The sequence below is a fragment of the Proteiniclasticum sp. genome, assembly GCF_003514505.1.
GTDB lineage: Bacteria > Bacillota > Clostridia > Clostridiales > Clostridiaceae > Proteiniclasticum.
Genome location: NZ_DOPX01000012.1, coordinates 51,775 through 74,037, shown reverse-complemented (window position 1 = coordinate 74,037; position 22,263 = coordinate 51,775). Strand labels below are relative to the sequence as shown.

Sequence of the window (22,263 nt, the reverse complement as noted above, 5' to 3'; positions counted from 1 at the left end):
AAAAAGGAGATGAAAGGAGATGATTGATATATACTGTAACGAGAAACTGATTGAAAAGATACGAAATGGAGATCGCAATGCTGAAATGGAGATTATCGAAAGTAATAAGGCACTAATATATAAGATAATCAAAGACTACTATTATGCTTCAAAGAATGTACTCGACATGGAAGATGTTTATCAGGCCGGGTGCTTGGGGCTTATAAAGGCTGTCAGAAATTTTAAACCTGAGCTAGGAAACAAATTTGTTACCTATGCCTATTATCTCATAAGAGGAGAAGTTCAGAGAATCTATGAAGAGCATTCCAAGCGCGAAATGACCATGTCTGATATTCAAATAAGAAATAGTGACGGCGTAGTGATGGAATCACAGGAAGCGATGGATTACATCCGTTACGAACGGAAATCCTGGGAAGACGAATGGAACCATCAGAAAATGACCGATGATAAAATCATGGTGGATGATCTTTTGAAAAAAGTGACTCCGTTACAGAAAAAAATACTGGTGTACCGATATTACGATGACTTGTCTCAGAAAGAAATCGGGGAGCTTATCAACAAATCCCAGGTTTTTGTGTCCAGAGAAGAGAAAAGAGCAAGAAAAAAGCTAATCAGTCTGCTGGATCAGAAAGAATGTATATATTAGGTTCCTACGTTTTGTACTTTCTCATCTGCCTGTATTGTTTGATTTTGAACTTATACTCTTTCTGGATTGGTGTTAGTGCTTTCGCGGTGGTACTGGTGATAAAGAGCGGACTAAAAAACTTGAAAATCTATGTGATGATCCCAATTCTAGCATTTATATCAGTGACACTTTATTATACGGAAGGTATTCCAGATGAGGTGAAAGTTGAGAGGATCTATTATAATCAACTGTTGGTTTCTTCAGGGGTTAGGCTATACTGGTTGGAGGAGCAGACAAGTACTGTAGAGGTAGGAGACTGGCTGAAGGGAAACTTTGCTTATGGGGGACCTGGAAATGCGGAGCAAGGTGTGATCTGTACGTTAATAGGAAGCAATTATACAGTATATACGGATTTTATTGGCCGGTTCCGTGCTTTAAAGAACAGGATTATGGATCTTCTCATTATGAGGTATGGAGAGCACTATGGCGGATTAATGGGCTCACTGGTTCTAGGGAATCAGAAGTATATGAACGAAGAGAGAGCACAGAATATGGGAGAACTAGGGATAATGCATATTCTCTCAATCTCTGGATTTCATTTCAGTTTATTGGAAAGTGCATTAAAGAAACTAAGGATGAAAAAGATTGCGCCAATGGTGCTGATTATTTATGGTGTTTTTCTGGATAGTATTCCAGGGTACAGAACGATTATTTCCTTAATATATAGGATGGTCGGTAAGACTATTAAGAAAGATACGAATGCTCTCACGGGAATTTTCGTGGGGATGTTTCTGCAGGCTTTCTTTATGCCATACTACATATTCAAACAAGGATATCTTCTCACATATCTGTCATCTTTAGGGATATTGATTTTTTATCCGCACTTTCTACAGTATCTTAAGATTTTACCAAGCGTCATTAGGGGTTCAATAGCACTCACATGCTCAGCACTTTTTCTTTCATTTCCAGTGATCTTGTCATTCAGTCCAGATTTTTCGATGGGGGTTTTTATCGGCAACTTCATTTTAGTTCCTCTGTATTCAATCATAACGTATATGTCCTTCCTTGGAGTATTGGTATCAGGAATACCAGTGCTTCAGACAGTACTATACCCGTTTATTGATTCTTTTTTTCTGCTTTCCTTTTATGCAGGGAGATTCTTTAGTTCATATAACAGCTCAGTGAACTTGGAACATCTTTCGCTTCAGTATGTTCCATGGATTCTTATGGTGTATCTTCTTCTCAGATACCATAAAAAACGAATGGTCTTTACGTTGATGGTTTTTGTTCTGTGCCTGAGCCTCCCTTTTGGAACAAGTGTCAGTATTTATAGTTACTTTGGAAAGCCATATATTCGAGTTATCCATAACTTTCGCAAATATGATATGATGGATTATAGAGTGGCAGAAAAAGGATTTATACCTCTTAGGGGGGATGTATCTTTAGAACTTGGTCGTAAGACTGTATTGATTAAGCCACACCTCATCAAGAAAGGAGTGCCAAGTATTCTTGTCAACGGTAAATCTCTGAGTTTGTCAGACGAACTTCCGTACTATCGAGGTGTAAAAAAACATCATCATATTTTATTCTGGCGAGATTTGGTATATAAGGTGCATTAATGGAGTTCACACAAGTTAAAGAGACTGTAAACAAAAATCATAAAAGGGCATATTTTCTTTATGCAGAAGACGAGCAGCTGTTGTTTCAAATCCGTGAAATACTTCGGAGAAGAGTCATAGGTGATGAGAGTTCAATGAGTCATATTAAGCTTGATGCTAATCGATGTACACCGTTGGATCTTGAGAATGCACTAAATACTTACTCTATGTTTCAAGAGGATATATTGGTGGAGCTTTCCAACTGTAACTTTATGGAGAGTGCTACGCAGCATCCGATGAAAGAAGTCATTGAGGAATATTTAAAAAATCCAAGAGAAGATCTATATTTCTTTGCGACGTATAAGTATGAGAATGATCTGAGTAAAAGAAATAGTTATTTGGATGGACTGAAGAAAAAAGTCTCATCTCTTTCTTTCATTGAATCTATAGATTCGCTTAAGCAGAAAGGGATGGTTTCGCTTATTGAAGAATTATTCATGAAACAGAACGTTCAGGTTTCTAAGAATATACCTGTCTTTATTGGCGAAGTTTTTCGAGGAAACAGCTTGCAGCTGGAGAAAGAAATTGAGAAACTAATTGCCTATACTGATGGTGGAGAAATAAGAAAAGAAGATGTTCTCACCATTATGGAAGTTTCGGATGAACGTCACGTAATGAATCTCTTGGATCTGATATTTACGGAAAGAGGTCTGGGGAGAAATATTAAGGAAATACTAAATCTGATTAACGATCTGCTTTACAGAGGGGAGAAACCCGAGATGATTATTGGTCTTGTTGGGTCAAGGCTTAGAGTGCTCTTTAAAGTGAAAATTCTTCAAGATAGAAGTGCTTCTTCGCAAGAGATCATGAAGCACCTAAGAACAGGCAGTGCCTGGTATGCTGATAGAATGTCAAAGATTAGTGGTTCTTTGTCATTTAAGGAGTACAACAAACTTTTTCGTGTGCTTCTTGAGCATGAGTATATGCTGAAGACTACATCTGTTGAAAGCAGCGCTTTATTAGAAATGCTGATAATTTCGATGGTGAACTCAAGGGATACAAAATAAGATGCAACTTATTGATCTGATTCTTCGAACAACGTAAAAACCCGAGAATACGTTAGTACTCTCGGGTATTAATTATGCCATTTTATTGAACTTAATGGTAAGTCTTGACTTCTTTCTTGAAGCAACGTTCTTATGGATAATTCCCTTAGATGCAGCCATATCTATGGACTTAATCGCAGAACCAAGAAGTACCTTAGCTTCCTCAGCGTTTCCTGCTGTTACTGCAGTTTCGAACTTCTTGATAGAAGTCTTCAGCGCGGATTTCACCATTTTGTTTCTAAGTGTCTTTGCTTGTGTAACCTTAATTCTCTTCTTTGAAGATTTAATATTTGCCACTTTTTCACCCCCTCCAATCATATTTCGAAGCTGTAATTTCTCAACAACTTCTAAAGGGTTAACTCTAGCAATTTGGGGAAATATGCTTGCGAGTCATTAACATTGGTATTATATCATCACCACTGATTATATTCAAGAAGAAAATCATGTGATAATGAGTAAAGTCTCGATAAAGTCTCGATAAGTCTCGATATCCTTATTTGAAGAATAACTTATGTCTGAAAAAGAGAAACAAAGAAATGGAGAATATTCAGGGAGGAAACAAATTAAAGCAAGAAAGAGAAAATGAGGATTCAAAGCGGTTGGTTATTGATGTGTTTGAAGTATTTGATTGTAAAGTGTTATTCTAACAGCAAGGTTAAATAAATTCAAAGAAATAATCAAGATGAGTATCGATTATGCTATAATATAATGTGGGAAAAAATTATGAGGTGAAAGTTATGCAGAGTGAAAGACAAAAGAAAATTAGAAATTTTTCCATCGTTGCACACATAGACCATGGAAAATCCACCCTTGCAGACCGTTTGATTGAATATACAGGAACGCTGTCACAAAGAGAAATGGACAAACAAGTCCTTGATAATATGGAACTGGAGCAGGAAAGAGGCATCACCATCAAGTCAAAAGCGGTGAGGCTTATTTATCATCGTGAAGATGGCGATTATATTTTGAATTTGATCGATACACCAGGTCATGTGGATTTTAATTATGAAGTTTCAAGAAGTCTGCAGGCATGTGAAGGCGCCATACTGGTTGTTGACGCAACTCAAGGTGTTCAGGCTCAGACCCTTGCGAACTGCTATCTCGCGCTGGATAATGACCTGGAAATACTTCCGGTGATCAATAAAATTGATTTAGCTTCTGCGAGAGTTGATGAGGTAGTGAAAGAGATAGAGGATGTTATTGGCTTGGAAGCAGAAGACTGTCCGAAGATATCAGCAAAAACCGGCTTAAATATTCCGGATGTACTGGAAGGAATTATTCAACATATTCCTGCACCAGAAGGGGATGAGAACGGTACATTAAGAGCTTTAATCTTCGATTCCACTTATGATTCCTATAAAGGAGTAGTATCATTTGTTCGTGTAAAGGAAGGAACCATTACACCAGGAATGAAAGTCAAGTTTATGGCGACGGGAAAAGAGTACGAAGTAACGGAAGTAGGCGTGTTTATTCCGGAGTACCTACCAGTGGATGCATTGAAGGCTGGTGATGTCGGATATATCACAGGCAGTATAAAAAATGTAAGAGATGCTCGTGTCGGAGATACGGTGACCTCTGCGAAAAATCCTGCTGTAGAAGCTCTGCCTGGTTATAAAAAAGCAGTACCGATGGTCTTTTCAGGTATTTATCCTGTAGATGGTGCAGATTATGAAGAACTGAAGGAAGCGCTGGAAAAGCTTCAGATAAACGATGCCGCATTGGATTTTGAATATGAATCATCCGTAGCACTCGGATTTGGATTCCGGTGTGGTTTCCTGGGTCTTCTTCATATGGAAATCATTCAGGAGAGAATAGAAAGAGAGTTCAGTATTCCGATTATCACTACAGCTCCTTCTGTTATCTATAATGTACACAGAACGGATGGTGAAGTGATTCAGATTACAAATCCTACGAATATGCCATCAGCCACTGAGATTGATTTTATGGAAGAGCCCATAGTCAAGGCTTCTATTATCACTCCATCTGATTATGTCGGTGCGGTGATGGAGCTTTGCCAGTCCAGAAGAGGATCTTACGTAAGCATGGAATATGTGGAGCAGACCCGAGCAGTCGTCACATATATCATTCCGTTGAATGAGATCATTTATGATTTTTTTGATACACTAAAATCCCGTACTAGAGGGTATGCATCCCTTGACTACGAACTAACAGGATATCAGAGAACAAAACTTGTGAAACTGGATATACTCCTGAATGGTGAAGTTGTGGATGCCTTGTCTATGATTGTGCCTGACGAAAGGGCTTATGTGAAGGGAAGAAATATTGCTGAGAAGCTCAAAGAAGTCATTCCAAGACATATGTTTGAAATCCCAATTCAAGCAGCGGTAGGGTCTAAAGTCATCGCGAGAGAAACTGTAAAAGCCATGAGAAAAGACGTCTTAGCGAAGTGTTATGGTGGAGATATTTCAAGAAAGAAAAAACTTCTGGAGAAACAGAAAGAAGGAAAGAAACGAATGAGGCAGGTGGGCTCTGTAGAAGTACCACAAGAAGCTTTTATGAGTGTGCTGAAAGTTGAGTAGGTGATGAAGTGCAATCAATAGGACTTTATATTCATATCCCTTTTTGTGAGCAGAAGTGCTTTTATTGCGATTTTGCCTCTTATCAGGGGAAAAGTCACCTGATTCATGATTATCTTGATGCATTGGAGCTCGAGATACGAAACAAGACCCAGGGATTGCTTTTTGACACCATCTTTATTGGAGGAGGAACTCCTTCATTTCTATCAAAAGAAGAGCTGGAAAGACTTGCAAAGACTCTAAGTGAAGTTCAAAAGACTGATGATGTAGAGTTTACAATGGAATGTAATCCCGGTAATATCACAAAAGAAAAGGCTGAAGTTATCAAAAAAATGGGGGTCAATAGGTTATCCATTGGACTTCAATCAAGCAATGATAATATTTTGCTTGATATTGGCAGAATCCATACCTTTAAGGAATTTGAAGAAAACTACAGAATGCTTCGAGACTTGGGATTCATGAACATCAATATTGATTTGATTTATGGACTGCCACATGAGAACTTAAACATACTACAAAAAACTCTCTCAGATGTAGCCGTGTTAAATCCCGAACACATTTCCTGCTATTCTCTGATCATAGAGGAGTTCACCCCTTTCTACTATCGGGCAAAGAGAAATGAGTTGTTCCTTCCCGATGAGGAAACAGAACGAAAGATGAATGAGATGATTTTGAAGACTCTTGGCGAAAATAGTTATGAGCGGTATGAGATTTCGAACTATGCCAAAGATGGAAAGTACTGCAGGCATAATATCAGATACTGGTCAGGTGAGGATTATATAGGTACAGGAACTTCATCCCATGAGTATTACAATGGTGAGCGCCAAGAGAACATAAAGACCGTAGAAGGTTATATTCGCTTGATCCAAAATACAGGAAGCGCTTCAGTCAGAAAACATGAAAATACAAAAGAAGAAGAAGTGGAAGAGTATGTATTTATGGGGATGCGCATGATGCGTGGTCTGGATAAGAAGAAATTTGAAGTGCGTTTTCAACGGACCATTGAGTCCTATTATGAGAAAAGTATTCGAAAGCATGTAGAATCGGGACTTCTTATAGATACACCTGAAGTGCTTCGATTTACTAAAAAGGGTATAGAATTTTCAAACCATGTTTTAAGTGATTTTCTGTTGAGCGTATAAGAACCCAAAGGCTGAGCCTTTGGGTTCTTATTAACCTCTTGTAAAAACCAGTCTTTTCTCGCTTGACAGGTCTTCATTATACACATAACCGCTGTAGTTGAATTCTTTCAGCTGATCTATCTGCTGAACGTTGTTTTTAGCCATGAACCGAGCCATTTCTCCCCGCGCAATCTTAGCGTAAAAAGCTATAATAGGGAATTTATTGTTTTTCTTCTCTCGAAATTCAACATCATACACATTGAGTTTTATCTCATGTAGTTTGGCTGCTTTTGCATATTCTTTTGAGGCTAGATTGATCAAGATCTGATTTTTCGCTTCCTTTTCCAGCAATGTTTTGATTTGCGCTCCCCAAAATGAATACAGATCCTTTCCGCGGAGGGTCTTGAGCTTTGTCCCCATTTCTAAGCGGTAAGGTTTCATTCGATCCAGTGGTCTCAGCACACCGTAAAACCCTGAAAGAATACGGAGGTGTTTATTGAGATACTGGATTTCGTCTTGTGTAAGTGTATCTGCATCGATCCCTCTGAACACATCTCCTCTGAATAGAAATAATGCAGGATACTCCGTAGCATAAGAATAATTCTGAAAGCGCTCATAGTTCAGTATAGCCAGATCTTCACTGATGCCCATGAGCTTTTCAAGATCTGAGATACTGTAGTTTTTCAGCTCCTCTGCAAGGACATCAGTTTCAGAAATAAATTTTGGGCTTGTGGTTCGTATTTTTCTGTTTTCTTCCCTCATTGTTTTTGAAGGTGATACAATAGCAATCATTCGTTCCCTCCTAATATCATTCCGATTAAATTGTATCATACTTAATTGCTGTATTGAAGAAGTTTGGTAAGAAGAAAATCAATACTACTCCCAAAGTGAAAAAGTTACGGTATAATAGTTGTATATAAAAAGGGGGAGTTTAAATGGATCAGCATCTAAGTGCAGTATGGCAAATGAAAATTGAAAGACTTATGAAGAACCTAGAAAAAAACCAGATGAAGGGAACTTTTCTAAAAGATAGAGAGGCCCTTCAAGAGTATATGAATCAGCAGATTCCAGATGGGGTAAAGGTGGCTGTGGGAGGTTCTCAGACACTCTTTGAGGTTGGTGTCATTGAATATTTACGAACCAGAAATGTAACGTTTTTTGACCGTTATGAGGAAGGTTTGTCGATGGAAGGGAGAAAGGAAGTATTCAGAAACAGCTTTTTCGCAGACTTTTATTTTACTTCGACCAATGCAATTACACTTGATGGGCACCTTTATAATATTGACCATGTCGGGAATCGAGTCGCAGCAATGCTTTTTGGTCCAGATAAAGTCTTTGTTATCATTGGCTTAAACAAAATTGTGGATACAGAAGAGGAAGCTGTAGGCAGAATCAGATCCATCGCAGCTCCTGCAAATAATGTAAGACTCAACCGGGATACGCCCTGCACAAAACTGGGCAGCTGCACAGAGTGCAATGCGAAAGATCGCATCTGCAGTGAATACACCTTAATCAAGCGTCAAAGTGTCAAAGATAGAATTGAGGTTCTGATACTACCGACAGAACTCGGATATTGATATAACAAAAGCTCCTTCAATGTAGAAGGAGCTTTTGTTATATCAGATAACGGATCAGAACCGTGGCAAGACCAAGGAATATGGAAAAACCAAGGACATCAGTCATGGTAGTGACAAAAACTGAAGAAGCCAGAGCGGGATCGATGTTCAGTTTTTTTAATAGAAGAGGGATGAAAAATCCAGCCAATGCAGCAATTACCATATTGAGCAGCATTGCAGAGCCGATGACAAAGCCAAAGACAAAATTATGCTCCCAGAGTCCAGCTATCAAGGCGACGATGAGTCCCAAGATTACTCCGTGAATCAATCCTACCAGGCTTTCCTTTTTCAAGATCTCTTTCTTGTTTTCAAAGTCTATCTCGCCCAATGCGATTCCCCTTACAATAAGTGTAAGGGTTTGCGTTCCCGCATTTCCGCCCATGCCTGCGACAATGGGCATAAACACAGCCAATGCTACTACTTTCCCGATGGTGTCATCAAATAGCCGTACCACTGTAGATGCGAGCATTGCAGTACCAAGGTTTACAATAAGCCAGGGAAGTCTGCTCTTGATAGAGTCCAGTATGGTCCCGTCCACTTCTTCTTCTTCGTCCAGTCCGGCGAGACGATACAAATCTTCTGTGTGCTCATCAGACATGACTTCAATGATATCATCCAGAGTAATGACCCCCATGAGAATCTGATCTCTATCCACAACAGGCATTGCCATATAGCCGTATTTCTGGAATAAGTTGGAAACTTCCTCCTGGTCCATGTCAATGGGAATGGTTGTGACATTTTGTACCATGACATCTTTAACCAGGGCTTTTGGTTCAGAAATCAAAATGCTTCGGATGGGAACAATACCCTTTAACATTTTGTGGTCATCTGTTACATAGATGTAGTACGGCGTTTCTGCATTTGGTGAAATATCTCTCAGAAACTTCAATGTTTCGTCAATGGACATGGATTCTTTCACAGCGATGTATTCTGTGGCCATAAGACCACCAGCTGTCTCTGGACTATAGGAGAGAAGTTCTTCCATCTCCTCCCGATAGTCCTCTTCCATCCCATCCAGCAAATTACGCTGACTTTCCTCATCGATGGTTCCAAGCATATCTGCCAGTTCATCGGAGGACATTTCTGAGATGATCTCCTGCTTCTGTTTTTGGGGAAACAAAGAAAGGATTTCATATTTTTCATCCAGTTCTGCTTCATCAATGACCATGGCAATATATTCGTCGGGGAATTTATCCAGAAGATCTTTTGAGTTTCCTTCATAGGCCTGTAAGGCTTCAAGCAGATCTACAGGATGCAGTTCTTCTGATAATTCAATGATTTCTTCAAGTGTTGCATTTTCTATGGTTTCCAATAGGATCTGTTCTTTTGTTTTCATAATCCACCTTCTTTCATCCTGATGCCGTCTATTCCAGTATACAGCAGAAGCTGTACAAACAAATAGAACCTCTGAAAAGTTTTCTTCTCAGAGGTTCTATTTTCATAGGTTATCTACTAGTTGCCGTTTCCATTGCCGTTGCCCGGGTTTCCTGGAGTCTGAGCTGGTGTTTCTGGCTCTTCCGGAATCGGGTCAATTACAGGTGGTTCATAGGTATGAACAGTACATACTTGTTTTGGCTGTGTGCCACTGACGAATAGGTCTGACGCCACAGTGTTTTCAATATAGCACTGCTCATTGGGGATTCCACCTGACACAAAGCAGAAGGATGCACTTGTTAGTCCGGATGGTCTTGCGATATCTTTTACCTCAAGGCCTTCATGCAGGTATGCCATGATCTTTCCATAAGCATACTGAGTGGAATAGGAGGAGATACCCCGATCAGTTCCTGGAATCAGGAGACGGGAGTTATAGTCATTTCCAAACCATATGGTTGCTGAGTAATAGGGAGAGACACCTGCAAACCAAAGGTCAATCTGATCGCTTTGATCTCCTTTGGTGTTGGTACCTGTCTTACCGGCCAATGGCATGGAGGTCAGTCTTGTACCTGGTACATTGTTTTTCACTACATCTTTCATTACGTCATAGAGTAAATACGCATTCTGAGCAGAGAGAACCTGAGTGGATTCTGGAATTTTTTCTAAGATGATTCTTCCGTCTGCATCTGTGACTTTCGTATAAAGAATGTTTTCAGTGACAACACCGTTATTGCCGAAGGCACCATAGGCACCTGAAACAATTAAGGGGTTCGCACCATCTTTGTCCATTTGCTGATTACGTCCTAAGGACAGATAGGCGGCTCCCACTGGTGCGCGGTTGTAGCTGCCGTCTTCATTTTTAGGAAATACTAGTCCAAATTTTTCACCATAGGACATGGCCACCGATTGAAAATCACCTAAGCCTATCAGAGTTCTCATAGCTACAGTATTGTAGGAGTTCACCAATGACTTTCGGATGGTAGTGGGACCGGTGTATCTGAAATTCACGTTATTTGGATAACTTGTACGGTTACCAGCTACATTGATGGAGTTTAAGATGGCGTTGTCTTGAGGCCTCTTAAACTGCTCATCAAGAGCTGCATACCCTAAATTGATTGTACCTGACTCCAGTGCAGGGCCATAAACGGTGAGGGGTTTTGTGGCAGATCCTAATCCTCTAAGAACACCCAAAACACCAAAGGTATCAGAATAATAGCTTCTGTTTTTTGTGCCCGGTGTTGAAGCGTCACGTCCCCCAACAAGTACTTTAACCTGACCGCTTTTGTAATCTACTGCGGAGAATGCGGCTTCGGCCTCTCTTCTGTCTTCTTTCTCCACAATGGTTCCCGTTGCTTTATCTTCTTCTTCCAATACGAGCACATATTCTGCTTTTACATTTTCAAAGTCAGAGAGAACGGATTGAGCATAATCCTGGGCATCTCTGTCCATGGTGGAGTGAATGACCAATCCACCATAGGCAATCATTTGCTCAATCTCTTCGTCGGTATATCCTTTGACTTCCTTCAGATCAGCTTTGACCTGATCAAGGACTGGACGGGTGAAGTACTCATAATTGTACTTGTCTGACACAATACTGGTTTGGTTGAACACAATTCCCGTTTCTAACACATCCGTCTGGTAGTTGTATTCTTCTTCAGTGATTTCTCCTGATTCAAATTTCAGGCGCAATTCTTCGCCTTTTGCGATTTTTTCATCAGGATCTATCAGTGCAGAGTTCAGCTGATCTGTATATTGTGCATACTCTTCTTCAGAGATCTTCTTGTTGTCTCTCATAGCGTTCAGGACAAGCTGAGTACGGTTGATATACTTTTGCGGATTTGCCGTGGAGCTTTGTGAGAATGCATAAAAGTTTGTGGGGCTTTGGGTTGTGCCCGCGATATAGGCAGCTTCGATTACAGTCAGGTCTTTTGCGGACTTATTAAAGTACTGTCTGGCTGCCGCTTCCACACCGTTGGCTCGACCACCCAGGAAGATGCTGTTGAGATATGTTTCTAGAATCTGATCTTTTGTCAGCATTTTCTCCGCGCGAAGGGCCATGAAAATTTCCTTGATTTTTCTTTCATACTTCTGCTCTCTTGTGAGGAAAGTATTCTTGATAATCTGCTGCGTCAGAGTGGAACCACCCTGCATGTCTCTATTACCGGTGACCTGACCTACTATGTCTCGGAGAGTAACCCCTATAGTTCGTCGATAATCCACACCTTTGTGTTTTTCAAAACGTTCATCCTCGATGGAGATGAACGCGTCAATGATATTCTGCCCCATGTCTTCCAGAGCGATGGGGAAACGAACCTCATCGGTATGGATCAGGTCCATCTGGTTGCCTTCATCATCCAGCACAATACTGGGCTCGTTTAGAGACAGAAAGCGGTTGATGGATACTTCAGGAGCTTCTTCTGCAATATCAAGGACAATTTTGGCCACATAGAGTGAACCTGCCATCGTTATAATCATAAACAAAATAAAAAAGAACTTTACGAATTTCGCGAAATAGGTGAAGGAGTTGCTTTTGGCGTTCTTTCGCGTATTTGGCTTACTTACCATCATCTTACCTCCGTAGAATATTTACCTAAGTATTATAGCATAAAAGATGCTCTACCTTGAAGTAGAGCATCTTTATTAAACTCTTAAGATTCCTTGACAATTCTCTTCTTGAACTATTTCCAGTTGAAAACATAAGGGATATTTCGATAGAAATCTCCATAGTTCAGACCATATCCTACAACGAAGACATCTTCGATTTCAAAGCAGCAGTAATCAGCAGTAATTTCTACTTTTCTTCTGGATGGCTTATCTAAAAGGGTACATGTCTTCACTGAATTCGCACCTTTGGCTTTGACATAATCTACGACAAACTCCATGGTGATTCCGGTATCAATGATATCATCCACAATGAGCACATCATAGCCTTCGATGTTGTCAGGCACATCATTCACAACTTTACAGCTGCCATTGGATGTTTCACTATGTCCGTAAGATGAGGTTGTCATAAAGCCGATGGTAGTGTCTAAATCGATGGCCCGCACAAGATCCGCTGTGAAAATAAAACTACCTCTAAGCAGAGACAGCACATACAGTTTTTTGCCTTTATAGTCCTCAGTAATTTGTGCTCCTACAATCTTAACCTTATCCTGAATCTCCTCAGCTGATATGAGAATATTTCTCTCTTTGTTTTCCATGGGCTTCCTTCACCGTTTCCTTTCAAAGTGTACATATTAAAGTAAATAATATATAATTGATGTGAATATGTCAAGAACCTTGGAAAAAAGGAGGGAATCTTGTGATTACTGGAAATATTGAAGGTGTACGGAAGCGTATCCTAGAAGAATTGGAAGCGATTTTTGATATAAAAACTGAAAAATATTCATTTTTAAATGACGAAATTATCCAAATTATGACAAAAGCCACAGAAGAACTGAACCGTGAAGTCAGTGTACTAATTGACCGAAAGGGAAAGGTGCTGGAAGTCACCATTGGTGACAGCAGTACTGTTTCCATGCCTTTGGTGGACTTGAGAGACAACAAACTCTCAAGAGTACGGGTCGTTCATACACATCCCAACGGCAATCCGAATCTTTCAGCGCTGGATATTTCAGCTCTGGTAAAAATGAAACTGGATGCGATCGTTGCCATAGGGGTCAAGGAAACTCCTGAAGTGGTCATGGGCTTCCTCACAGTAGAAAATCAGAGAATTCATGTGGAAGCCACAAAACCTCTTAGTGTTGAAGAAGCCCAAAGATTCAATATCATTGATCGGATCCTCTTTAATGAGGGTCTTCTTCTGGATGCGGAAGATTTGGAAGAGGAAGAAGAGCGTGCGGTTCTTATTGGGCTGGATTCGGAAGAAAGTCTTTATGAACTTCGGGAACTGGCAAAAGCCGCAGAGGTTTCTGTAGGAGAACTCCTCTATCAGAAGAGGGCAACCCAGGACAATGCATATTATGTCGGCAAGGGTAAAGTGTCTGAAATCAGAGATGCACTGCAGCTTTCGAGAAGCAATATGGTCATCGCTGATGACGAACTGTCTGGCAGTCAGATCAGAAACCTTGAGGATGAGCTTGGGGTGAAAGTCATTGACCGTACGACGTTGATTCTAGAGATTTTCGCGAAAAGAGCCAGAAGTAAAGAAGCAAAGCTTCAGGTGGAACTGGCTCAATTGAAATATAGAATGTCCAGACTTATTGGTCTTGGTACGGTTATGTCCAGAACCGGTGGAGGCATTGGAACGAGAGGGCCTGGTGAGCAGAAACTTGAGATTGACCGTCGAAAGATCCGAGAGAGAGTGAATGATCTAAGAAACGAACTGAAAAAAGTTGTAGCTATTAGAGGAGTCCAGAGAGAAAACCGAAATCAGAATGAGATTCCAAGAATTTCCCTGGTGGGGTATACCAATTCTGGTAAATCCACACTCAGAAATGCTTTGGCTGATATTGCATCAAAAGATGCGGTGGTGAAAGAAAAGGTTTTGGAAAAGGATATGCTCTTTGCAACACTTGATACAACCACAAGAGCATTAAGTCTTGAAAATAATAGAGTGGTGACATTAACAGATACGGTAGGTTTTGTCAGAAAGCTCCCCCATGATCTTGTGGAAGCATTTAAATCCACACTGGAAGAAGTAATCTATTCAGATCTCTTGGTTCATGTGATTGACGGATCAGTGGATGACTGTCTGAAACAAGCAGTTGCAGTGGATGAAGTGCTCCATGAGATTGGTGCTGGTGAAACAAGAAGAATCATTGCCATCAATAAAATTGATAAAGGGAAGAGTTATGTCACAGAGCAAGTGGAAGAACTTTACCATGGGAAGTATCCAATTATTGAGATATCTGCAAAAAATGGGACGAATCTGAAAGAACTGATGGCGCTGTTCAACGAGGTTCTTCCAGATCATTTGCTGGAAATAGAAGCACTGATACCATATGACCAGCAGAAACTCATCTCATCTGTTCATGAAAGTGGTGTGCTGCTTCAGGAATCCTATGAGGAACTGGGAACGAAGATCAGAGCCAAGATCCTGAAAAAAGACTTTGTGAAATTTGAACCCTTTATCATTGAAGGAGGAGACCATGAAGAATCTTATCATTGAATATCAGAGAGTTTATCATGAAGTAACCAAGAGTATGAGTGATACACGAGATATTCTGGCAGCTTTTGTTTTTGGCAGCATTGTCAATGGAGATCTTTGGGAAAACTCAGATATTGATTTCTTTGTGATTTATGATGGTGAAGAAGAGGGCGTCGAAAATGTCTATTCAATGGAACATGGGGTGCCAGTACATTTTAAGGTGATGAGCAAGAAAGAGTTCATGACATTAAAAGGGCTTGAGGTGAAGGGAAGCTATATTCATAGGATTTTTTCCTCTTCAAAGCTTGTTTTCTCAAAAGACGGTGATATTACAGAGCATTATAACCAATGCAGATTCTATCCTGAAATGGACAGAAGAAAATGGACACTGTCTTACTTGGGCAAACTCATCAAGAGCATAGATGCGACAGATAAGTTTCTTCATAACAGAAACTTTTATGGTGCATACAATTCTGTTCTGGAGTCCATGGAGCTCTATGCATCCGTTTATGTCAACTCCAGAGGGTATATGATCTCCAAAGATACCATAGGGATGGCTGCTGGTCTTGATCCGGTCTATGAGGAAAAATACCAATACCTGGTTTCTGGTGAAAATCTAGAGAAGAAAATTAGACAGGTGAACAAGTACCTGAAACAGACCATAGATCAGGAGATCACAGAAGCTTCTGAAGTGATTCTGCAGTACTTCAGAGATAAATCACAACCTATGAGTGCGAGGGAGATCATTGCAGACCATTTGTTCCAGAACTTCGATATACAGATGGAAGGCATTCTGAACCTCCTTCATCACAAGAATCTTTTAAAAAGAGACTTCAGAGAAGTGAAGACGCCTTCCGGAAAAGAACTTATAAAGGAGAATGTGTACTGGCTGTAATGGGATATAAAACGGTTTTACGAAGATCAGAGACAGAATTTGTAGAAAAGAAATCTACTTTTATAGGAGCTTGTAAAAGGGTTTTCTCAGAAGAGGAAGCAAGAGCATTTATTGATGGAATCAAAGCGAAGTATAAAGATGCGAGGCATCATGTGTATGCCTACACCATTGGTGAGAACATGAATGTTCAAAGATACAGCGATGATGGGGAACCACAAGGTACTGGGGGGATTCCCATACTCGAGGTTCTTAAGAAAAATGACTTGAGAAATGTGTGCGTTGTGGTCACAAGGTACTTTGGCGGGATCCTTCTTGGAGCTGGCGGCTTAACTAGAGCCTACGTGAAAGGAGCATCGGATGCTGTAAAAGCTTCTGGTATTGTGGAACGGGTTCTCGGTTTTGAAGTGGACCTGCACATTGAATATGATCTTTTAGGGAAGGTTCAACACTACCTGAGGGAAAAGCAGATTGAGACAGAAGAGATTGAGTACACTTCAGAGGTTACACTGAAAATCTACATTGAAGAAACTGCACTGCAAATACTAAAAAGCGATATAGTCAACCTTACATCCAGCCATGCAAGAATTTCAGTTTCAGATGCATCTTTATACTACAAGATGGAGCAGCGGCTCTATAAAGAGTTTGAAGAAGGCTAGCAGGAGTGCTATAATAGTGGATTGTAAGAAAATGGAGGGTGATTGATATGTCAGGACATTCTAAATGGCATAATATTCAAGCGAAAAAAAGCAAGGTAGATGCCAAAAGAGGAAAGATATTTACTAAAATCGGCAAGGAACTGATGATGGCAGCGAAGGATGGAACCAATCCAGAAACCAATGCAAAGCTGCGGGATGTGATACTAAAGGCGAAAGCGGCCAACATGCCCAATGACAACATCACAAGATTGCTGAAGAAAGCTGCTGGAGATGTAAACAGCGCAAATTACGAAGACATGGTTTATGAAGGATATGGCCCCAATGGCGTAGCAGTGATTGTGGAAGCTTATACGGACAATAAGAACAGAACAGCAGGAAATGTAAGACATATCTTTGATAAGTTCGGTGGAAATCTAGGTACTTCCGGTTCAGTTATGTTTATGTTCAATAAGAAGGGCCAGATTGTCATCGAGAAGACGGAAGAGTTGGATGAAGAAGAAATCATGATGCTTGCGCTGGAAAGTGGGGCTGAGGATATGACTTCCGAAGAAGAGGTTCTAGAAATCATTACAGAGCCTGAAGCATTTGATGCTGTAAAAGCGGCGATATCAGAAGCGGGAATTGAAATCCTCGAGGGTGAAGTGACTATGATTCCTAATGTGACTACGTCGTTGGATATAGAAACATCCATCCTCTTCCAAAAATTAGTGGATAAGCTGCTGGAAGATGAAGATGTGGATAATGTTTATCATAATGCAGAGTTCCATGAGGATTTTGAAGGATAGGCATAAAAACACAGGAAGTTGAGGTGAACCTATGGTTGCATTCTTTGAACGTTTCGATCCCACCATTCAAGCCTTATTTGCCACGCTGTTTACATGGGGAGTTACGGCCCTGGGATCAGCGCTGGTTTTCTTCTTTAAAACCATTCATAAAAAAGTGTTTGATACGATGTTGGGGTTCGCTGCAGGTGTAATGATCGCTGCAAGTTTCTGGTCGCTGATCAGTCCGGGTATTGACCTGGCTGAAGAAATGGGATTCAATCCATGGCTTATGGCGGCCATGGGATTCATGTCAGGTGGTCTGTTTCTATTTATTGTAGATAAGACTCTTCCCCATATGCACCTTGGATTAGGTCCCAAAGTAAAGGAAGGTCCTAAAACATCCTGGCAGCGAAGTGTTTTGCTGGTCCTAGCCATAACTCTTCACAATATTCCAGAAGGGCTGGCGGTGGGGGTAGCTTTTGGGGCTGTAGCAGCCGGAATTGAATCCTCGAGTCTCATGGGAGCCATTGCTCTTGCCATTGGTATCGGCCTTCAGAATTTTCCTGAAGGGGCAGCGGTTTCTATTCCACTCAGGCGTGAAGGGATGAGCAGAACAAAAGCATTTCTTTATGGTCAGGCTTCAGGAATCGTTGAGCCCATTGCAGGTGTTTTGGGGGCTCTGCTTGTTCTAAGCATGAGAAGTATTCTTCCCTTTGCACTTTGCTTTGCAGCTGGTGCAATGATTTATGTGGTTGTGGAAGAACTGATACCTGAAGCGCAGTCAAACAATAACTCAGACTATGCAACCATGGGTGTTATGGTAGGTTTTACCATCATGATGATTCTGGATGTTGCACTTGGATAATACAAGAAGGAATGGATCAGATATTGTGATATCTGGTCTTTTTTATTTCAAGATTTTGATTCAAACAGATTCACTTTTAAGGAAAAGTTTATGCTTTGCAAAGAATCGTATAATGTCACTGGTGTATAGTGGAACTAATAATAAAGTAGGTGATGGATTTTGAAGTGTTCGATTTGTGGACATGGCAATGTTGAGGGAAGCAAGTACTGCAACCAGTGCGGTTCTCCTTTAACTGGAAAAAAAGTTACTCTGGGCGGATATAGCTCGGATCATCAAAAGTTCATAAGTTCCCGGACACAAGATCACAATCCGCAGGTTGTAAAAGATGAAAGCCGTCCGTTTTATGAGCGAAGAAAAAGTCCGGATGAGGATGGAATTTACGATCCTGAACGTGAACTCAATAAGCCCAAAAAGTCTGTCATAATGCGCATGACATTGGTTATTCTGTTGGCTTTGTTTGTGTTTGTAGCGTATAATGCTGTAAAAATTGCTGTGGATACCCAACAAGAGCGTATCGCTCAAGCGGAGATAGAAAAGCAGCAGCAAGTATTGGCTGAAGAGCTGAAACAGCTGGAGAACTATCGGGAGAAGTTTAATACGGTTGTTGAAAGCTATGAAAGTCAGGGCAAGCTCATAGAAGAGAATATCGCGCATCTGACGACACTTCGTGTCAACAGATTCATGAAAGGTCTGGGGCTTGGAGATGTTTTCAATGGGATAGTGAATAAAGTCCTGGATGTGTCCGATGTATATGACCTGAAAGAGCGAAGCGCCACGCTGAATGTCCTGGTGGAAGAGCTTGCATTGCCTCCTGAAACTTATTTGGCAAAGTATGAGACATTAGGAGTGCTGAAGAATGTTGAAAATTCAATTGCTCAAATGATTTCGGGAGATATCACATCCGAAACGAAAGACAACCTGATAGAGTTGCATGAGGAGTATAACAGGCTCCTTGTAGATATTAAACGATAAACCGCAGTTTTCTGCGGTTATTTTTTTTGTGTAAGCTCTTGATTCTGGAATAATTTTACATTATAATACTAACATAAGCTTATTAATTAAGCATTAGCTTATTTGGAGGTGATCAAAATTACACAGAGAGAATTCGAGATTATAGAAATCATCAAGAAGAATCCATTTGTATCGCAACAAGAGATTGCGGAAGCGCTTCAAATCACAAGATCCTCCGTAGCTGTCCATATCACCAATCTCACGAGAAAAGGAATCATAAGAGGACGAGGCTATGTGGTTGATGAGAGAGATCACGTGTCTGTCATAGGTGGTGCCAACATGGATATTGTGGGTTATCCATTTCATGAACTGAAACGTCAGGATTCTAATCCGGGTGGCGTAAAAGTCTCCCTGGGCGGCGTAGGAAGAAATATAGCGGAGAATCTTGCAAGACTAGGTACACATACCAAAATGTTCACTGTCGTTGGTGAAGACATATATGGAGATCAGATCATCAAAGAATCAGAAAAAATCGGCATCGATATGAGCCATGTGAAGAGAGTGCAAGAGGAAGGTACGGGAACGTATCTGGCCATTCTTGACCATGAAAATGATATGGATCTTGCCATTGCTTCGATGAATATTTTCAAGAAGCTGGACAGAAAATATCTGGAAGATTCTAAACAAGTGATTCTTAAAAGTCAGGTGATCGTATTTGATACGAATTTGGAAGAGGAAATCTTCCGATATGGGGTAGATTTATTCAAGGAGAACGATCTGTTTTTGGATACCGTATCCCATACCAAAGCATTGCGAGCAAAGAGTGTTATTGGGGCATTCCATACCATAAAACCAAACAGGCTGGAAGCAGAAGCTCTATCAGGCATAGCCATCCAAAATCATCATGATTTGGAGAAAGCCTGTGGATTTTTCCATGCCGAAGGGGTGAAGAATGTTTTTATTACATTGGGACCTGAAGGCGTTTTTTATAGCGATGGTCTTAAGAACGGGATAATGAAAGCACCAAAGATGACACCAAAGAATGCCACGGGAGCGGGAGATGCATTTCAGGCAGCTTTAGTTTACTCAGAGCTCCATGGTTTTCCAATCAAGGATAAAGTGAGATTCGCCATTGGAGCATCCGTCATGGCCATGAATGCCTATGAAACCATTAATCCGGACCTGTCCGAAAGTGAAATCAGAAAAATAATGAAAAAAGTGGAGGAAATGAAATGAATCAGTATGTAGTTACAAGCCAGGAAGTAAAGGAAGCGCTAGAAAACGGAAAGCCAGTGGTGGCATTGGAGTCCACGATTATATCTCATGGAATGCCATATCCTAAAAATGTTGAAACTGCCCTTCGAGTGGAAGAAATCATCAGAGAAAACGGCGCAGTTCCTGCAACCATCGGTATCATTGGTGGTGTTCTGAAAGCAGGGCTTACGAAAGAAGAGATCGATTATATGGGGAAAGCTCCTGATGTTGCAAAGGTCTCCAGAAGGGATATCCCTTATATTGTTTCTATGAAGAAAGATGGTGCGACCACAGTTGCATCCACAATGATCATTGCCGATATGGCGGGGATCAAGATTTTCGCTACAGGCGGCATCGGTGGTGTACATAGAGGCGCGGAAACAACCATGGACATTTCCGCGGATTTAGAAGAGCTTGCGGCTACTGACGTTGCGGTAGTATGTGCTGGTGCAAAGTCCATCCTCGATATCGGCTTAACACTTGAATATCTTGAAACCAAAGGTGTGCCTGTATTTGGTTATGGCACAAAAGAGCTTCCAGCTTTTTATACCAGAAAGAGCGGTTTCCCAGTGGACTATCAAATTGACACACCAGAAGAGATGGCATCAGTTCTGAAGACCAAATGGTCACTTGGACTCCATGGAGGAGCACTCATTGCAAATCCGATTCCGGAAAACTACTCCATGGACGAGGCTTTCATCACAAAGGTCATAGAAGATGCAGTCGTTGAAGCGAATGAGAAAGGGATTAAAGGTAAAGAGACAACACCATTCCTTCTGGCAAAAATAAAGGAAATAACTGGAGGAGATTCTCTTGAGTCAAACATCCAGCTGGTATACAACAACGCAGAAGTTGCTGCAAAAGTTGCTGTAGCTTATTCAAAACTGTAAGGACCTTTAATGCTCATTTAATCTTCTTCCGGTAGAATGGGTGCATAGTTCAAGAAAACTGAGGGAGAAGATGAAGATGAGAGGACAGAGTTTAGTAGGCTTTCTGATAAGCATTGTAATAATTTTTTTAGTAATATCTTTTGCCATTACCTTGTTGCCTTATATACTGTTGGGGTTTGGGATTTGGTATATCTACAGGCGTCTTATACGCCCGCTTTTCTCTGGTACCACTGGAGAGAGCTATAAGCGAAAAGAAGAGAATTATTATCGGAGCTATTCAGAACCAACTGTAAAGGAAGACGAACCTCCAGTGACTCAGGTGAAAAGTGTCCATGACGATACGTTTTTTTCACAGGACCACAAAGTGGTTGATGTTGATTATGATGAAGAAGTAAAATAGCTCTATGCTGCAGATCTTCGCAGATAATGTAGTTGGTTTCCTTTTAGGATAAATGTAAGGATATAATACTCTTTCAATATTAATGGGTTCCTGCTTTCCGGCGGGAACCCATTTTCCATAGGGAGACGATCAGATTTGTAGGGGCTATGACCCGAAGAGAAGTACTTCCCTAGGTGTAGTACGAGATGGATTGATTATAGATAAGAAAAGCTTCAGGATTTTTCACTTCACTCAGAAGGTCATAAGGTCTATAATGAAGGTTGCTTTCCAACTGTTTGCGAAAGACCAACCCAATGGTATAATATGTAAATTGAATGCAATAATTATGGATATCATCAAAGAGAACTGAAAGTGAGGATTCTACTATGACAGAGAGTGTATTTTTCCAACCTGTTATCATCGGTACAGATTTGAATACGTATGGAGTCGCAAGAGCTTTTCATATGGCTTATGGAAGCATCAGCAAAGTATTTGGAACAAGAAAGCTGCTTATGGTGGATCATTCCAAAATTTGCGATGTGA

At 40.7% G+C, this 22,263-nt stretch carries 20 protein-coding genes; 15 read left to right on the top strand and 5 right to left on the bottom strand.

Annotation, left to right across the window (positions count from 1 at the left end):
• The first annotated feature begins 19 nt into the window (after window positions 1-19).
• The 3 genes from DEF30_RS03685 to holA all read left to right on the top strand — a co-directional run bounded on the left by DEF30_RS03685 (window position 20) and on the right by holA (window position 3,290).
• Window positions 20-646: a sigma-70 family RNA polymerase sigma factor gene (locus DEF30_RS03685; RefSeq protein WP_294096630.1), complete on the top strand. Its 627-nt coding sequence runs from the start codon at window positions 20-22 to the stop codon at window positions 644-646.
• Window positions 647-741: 95 nt separating this feature from the next.
• Window positions 742-2,244, top strand: coding sequence for a ComEC/Rec2 family competence protein (locus DEF30_RS03680; RefSeq protein WP_294096628.1), 1,503 nt, complete (start codon window positions 742-744; stop codon window positions 2,242-2,244).
• Entirely contained in the window at window positions 2,244-3,290 is a 1,047-nt protein-coding gene (gene holA / locus DEF30_RS03675; RefSeq protein ID WP_294096626.1) for a DNA polymerase III subunit delta, read from the top strand. The genes DEF30_RS03680 and holA overlap by 1 nt, the downstream gene beginning before the upstream one ends.
• Window positions 3,291-3,362: 72 nt before the next feature.
• Here holA and rpsT read toward each other — a convergent pair whose 3' ends face one another.
• The gene (gene rpsT / locus DEF30_RS03670) at window positions 3,363-3,626 is read right to left on the bottom strand and encodes a 30S ribosomal protein S20 (RefSeq protein WP_031573022.1); all 264 of its coding nucleotides are present in this window, start codon (window positions 3,624-3,626) and stop codon (window positions 3,363-3,365) included.
• A 440-nt stretch (window positions 3,627-4,066) separates the two neighbouring features.
• Here rpsT and lepA point away from each other — a divergent pair, with 440 nt between their 5' ends.
• Window positions 4,067-5,869, top strand: coding sequence for a translation elongation factor 4 (gene lepA, locus DEF30_RS03665; RefSeq protein WP_294096624.1), 1,803 nt, complete (start codon window positions 4,067-4,069; stop codon window positions 5,867-5,869).
• An 8-nt stretch (window positions 5,870-5,877) separates the two neighbouring features.
• Window positions 5,878-7,008 (top strand): radical SAM family heme chaperone HemW, encoded by a 1,131-nt coding sequence (gene hemW / locus DEF30_RS03660; protein WP_294096622.1) that lies wholly within the window; start codon window positions 5,878-5,880, stop codon window positions 7,006-7,008.
• Window positions 7,009-7,038: 30 nt separating this feature from the next.
• Here hemW and yaaA read toward each other — a convergent pair whose 3' ends face one another.
• The gene (gene yaaA, locus DEF30_RS03655) at window positions 7,039-7,779 is read right to left on the bottom strand and encodes a peroxide stress protein YaaA (protein ID WP_294096620.1); all 741 of its coding nucleotides are present in this window, start codon (window positions 7,777-7,779) and stop codon (window positions 7,039-7,041) included.
• Between the two features lie 143 nt (window positions 7,780-7,922).
• Between yaaA and DEF30_RS03650 the strand changes: the two genes are divergently transcribed.
• Window positions 7,923-8,564, top strand: a complete 642-nt coding sequence (locus tag DEF30_RS03650) for a lactate utilization protein (protein WP_294096617.1) — start codon at window positions 7,923-7,925, stop codon at window positions 8,562-8,564.
• Between the two features lie 37 nt (window positions 8,565-8,601).
• Here the strand turns inward: DEF30_RS03650 and mgtE are convergent, their stop codons facing one another.
• The 3 genes from mgtE to hpt all read right to left on the bottom strand — a co-directional run bounded on the left by mgtE (window position 8,602) and on the right by hpt (window position 13,177).
• Complete coding sequence (mgtE, locus tag DEF30_RS03645) at window positions 8,602-9,939, bottom strand: magnesium transporter (protein WP_294096616.1); 1,338 nt, start codon at window positions 9,937-9,939, stop codon at window positions 8,602-8,604.
• A 116-nt stretch (window positions 9,940-10,055) separates the two neighbouring features.
• Complete coding sequence (locus tag DEF30_RS03640; RefSeq protein WP_294096615.1) at window positions 10,056-12,545, bottom strand: transglycosylase domain-containing protein; 2,490 nt, start codon at window positions 12,543-12,545, stop codon at window positions 10,056-10,058.
• 110 nt (window positions 12,546-12,655) lie between these two features.
• On the bottom strand, window positions 12,656-13,177 hold the full coding sequence (gene hpt, locus DEF30_RS03635) for a hypoxanthine phosphoribosyltransferase (protein WP_294096613.1): 522 nt from the start codon (window positions 13,175-13,177) through the stop codon (window positions 12,656-12,658).
• A 101-nt stretch (window positions 13,178-13,278) separates the two neighbouring features.
• Here hpt and hflX point away from each other — a divergent pair, with 101 nt between their 5' ends.
• From hflX to DEF30_RS03590, 9 genes are all read left to right on the top strand, one after another.
• Window positions 13,279-15,087 carry a GTPase HflX gene (gene hflX, locus DEF30_RS03630; RefSeq protein ID WP_294096611.1) on the top strand — a complete coding sequence of 603 codons (1,809 nt, stop codon included), beginning with the start codon at window positions 13,279-13,281 and terminating at the stop codon, window positions 15,085-15,087.
• The gene (locus DEF30_RS03625; RefSeq protein WP_294096610.1) at window positions 15,068-15,961 is read left to right on the top strand and encodes a nucleotidyltransferase domain-containing protein; all 894 of its coding nucleotides are present in this window, start codon (window positions 15,068-15,070) and stop codon (window positions 15,959-15,961) included. Before hflX ends, DEF30_RS03625 begins: the two co-directional genes overlap by 20 nt.
• A complete protein-coding gene (locus DEF30_RS03620; RefSeq protein WP_294096608.1) occupies window positions 15,961-16,617 on the top strand; it encodes a YigZ family protein in 657 nt (218 codons plus the stop codon). Before DEF30_RS03625 ends, DEF30_RS03620 begins: the two co-directional genes overlap by 1 nt.
• Window positions 16,618-16,664: 47 nt before the next feature.
• Window positions 16,665-17,402 (top strand): YebC/PmpR family DNA-binding transcriptional regulator, encoded by a 738-nt coding sequence (locus DEF30_RS03615; protein ID WP_074910234.1) that lies wholly within the window; start codon window positions 16,665-16,667, stop codon window positions 17,400-17,402.
• A gap of 31 nt (window positions 17,403-17,433) precedes the next feature.
• Window positions 17,434-18,246, top strand: coding sequence for a ZIP family metal transporter (locus DEF30_RS03610; protein ID WP_294096606.1), 813 nt, complete (start codon window positions 17,434-17,436; stop codon window positions 18,244-18,246).
• Between the two features lie 159 nt (window positions 18,247-18,405).
• Entirely contained in the window at window positions 18,406-19,218 is an 813-nt protein-coding gene (locus DEF30_RS03605) for a hypothetical protein (RefSeq protein WP_294096604.1), read from the top strand.
• 108 nt (window positions 19,219-19,326) lie between these two features.
• Window positions 19,327-20,433, top strand: coding sequence for a PfkB family carbohydrate kinase (locus tag DEF30_RS03600; RefSeq protein ID WP_294096602.1), 1,107 nt, complete (start codon window positions 19,327-19,329; stop codon window positions 20,431-20,433).
• Window positions 20,430-21,341 (top strand): pseudouridine-5'-phosphate glycosidase, encoded by a 912-nt coding sequence (locus tag DEF30_RS03595; protein WP_294096600.1) that lies wholly within the window; start codon window positions 20,430-20,432, stop codon window positions 21,339-21,341. The genes DEF30_RS03600 and DEF30_RS03595 overlap by 4 nt, the downstream gene beginning before the upstream one ends.
• Before the next feature lie 76 nt (window positions 21,342-21,417).
• On the top strand, window positions 21,418-21,741 hold the full coding sequence (locus tag DEF30_RS03590) for a hypothetical protein (RefSeq protein ID WP_294096598.1): 324 nt from the start codon (window positions 21,418-21,420) through the stop codon (window positions 21,739-21,741).
• Window positions 21,742-22,263 lie beyond the last annotated feature (522 nt).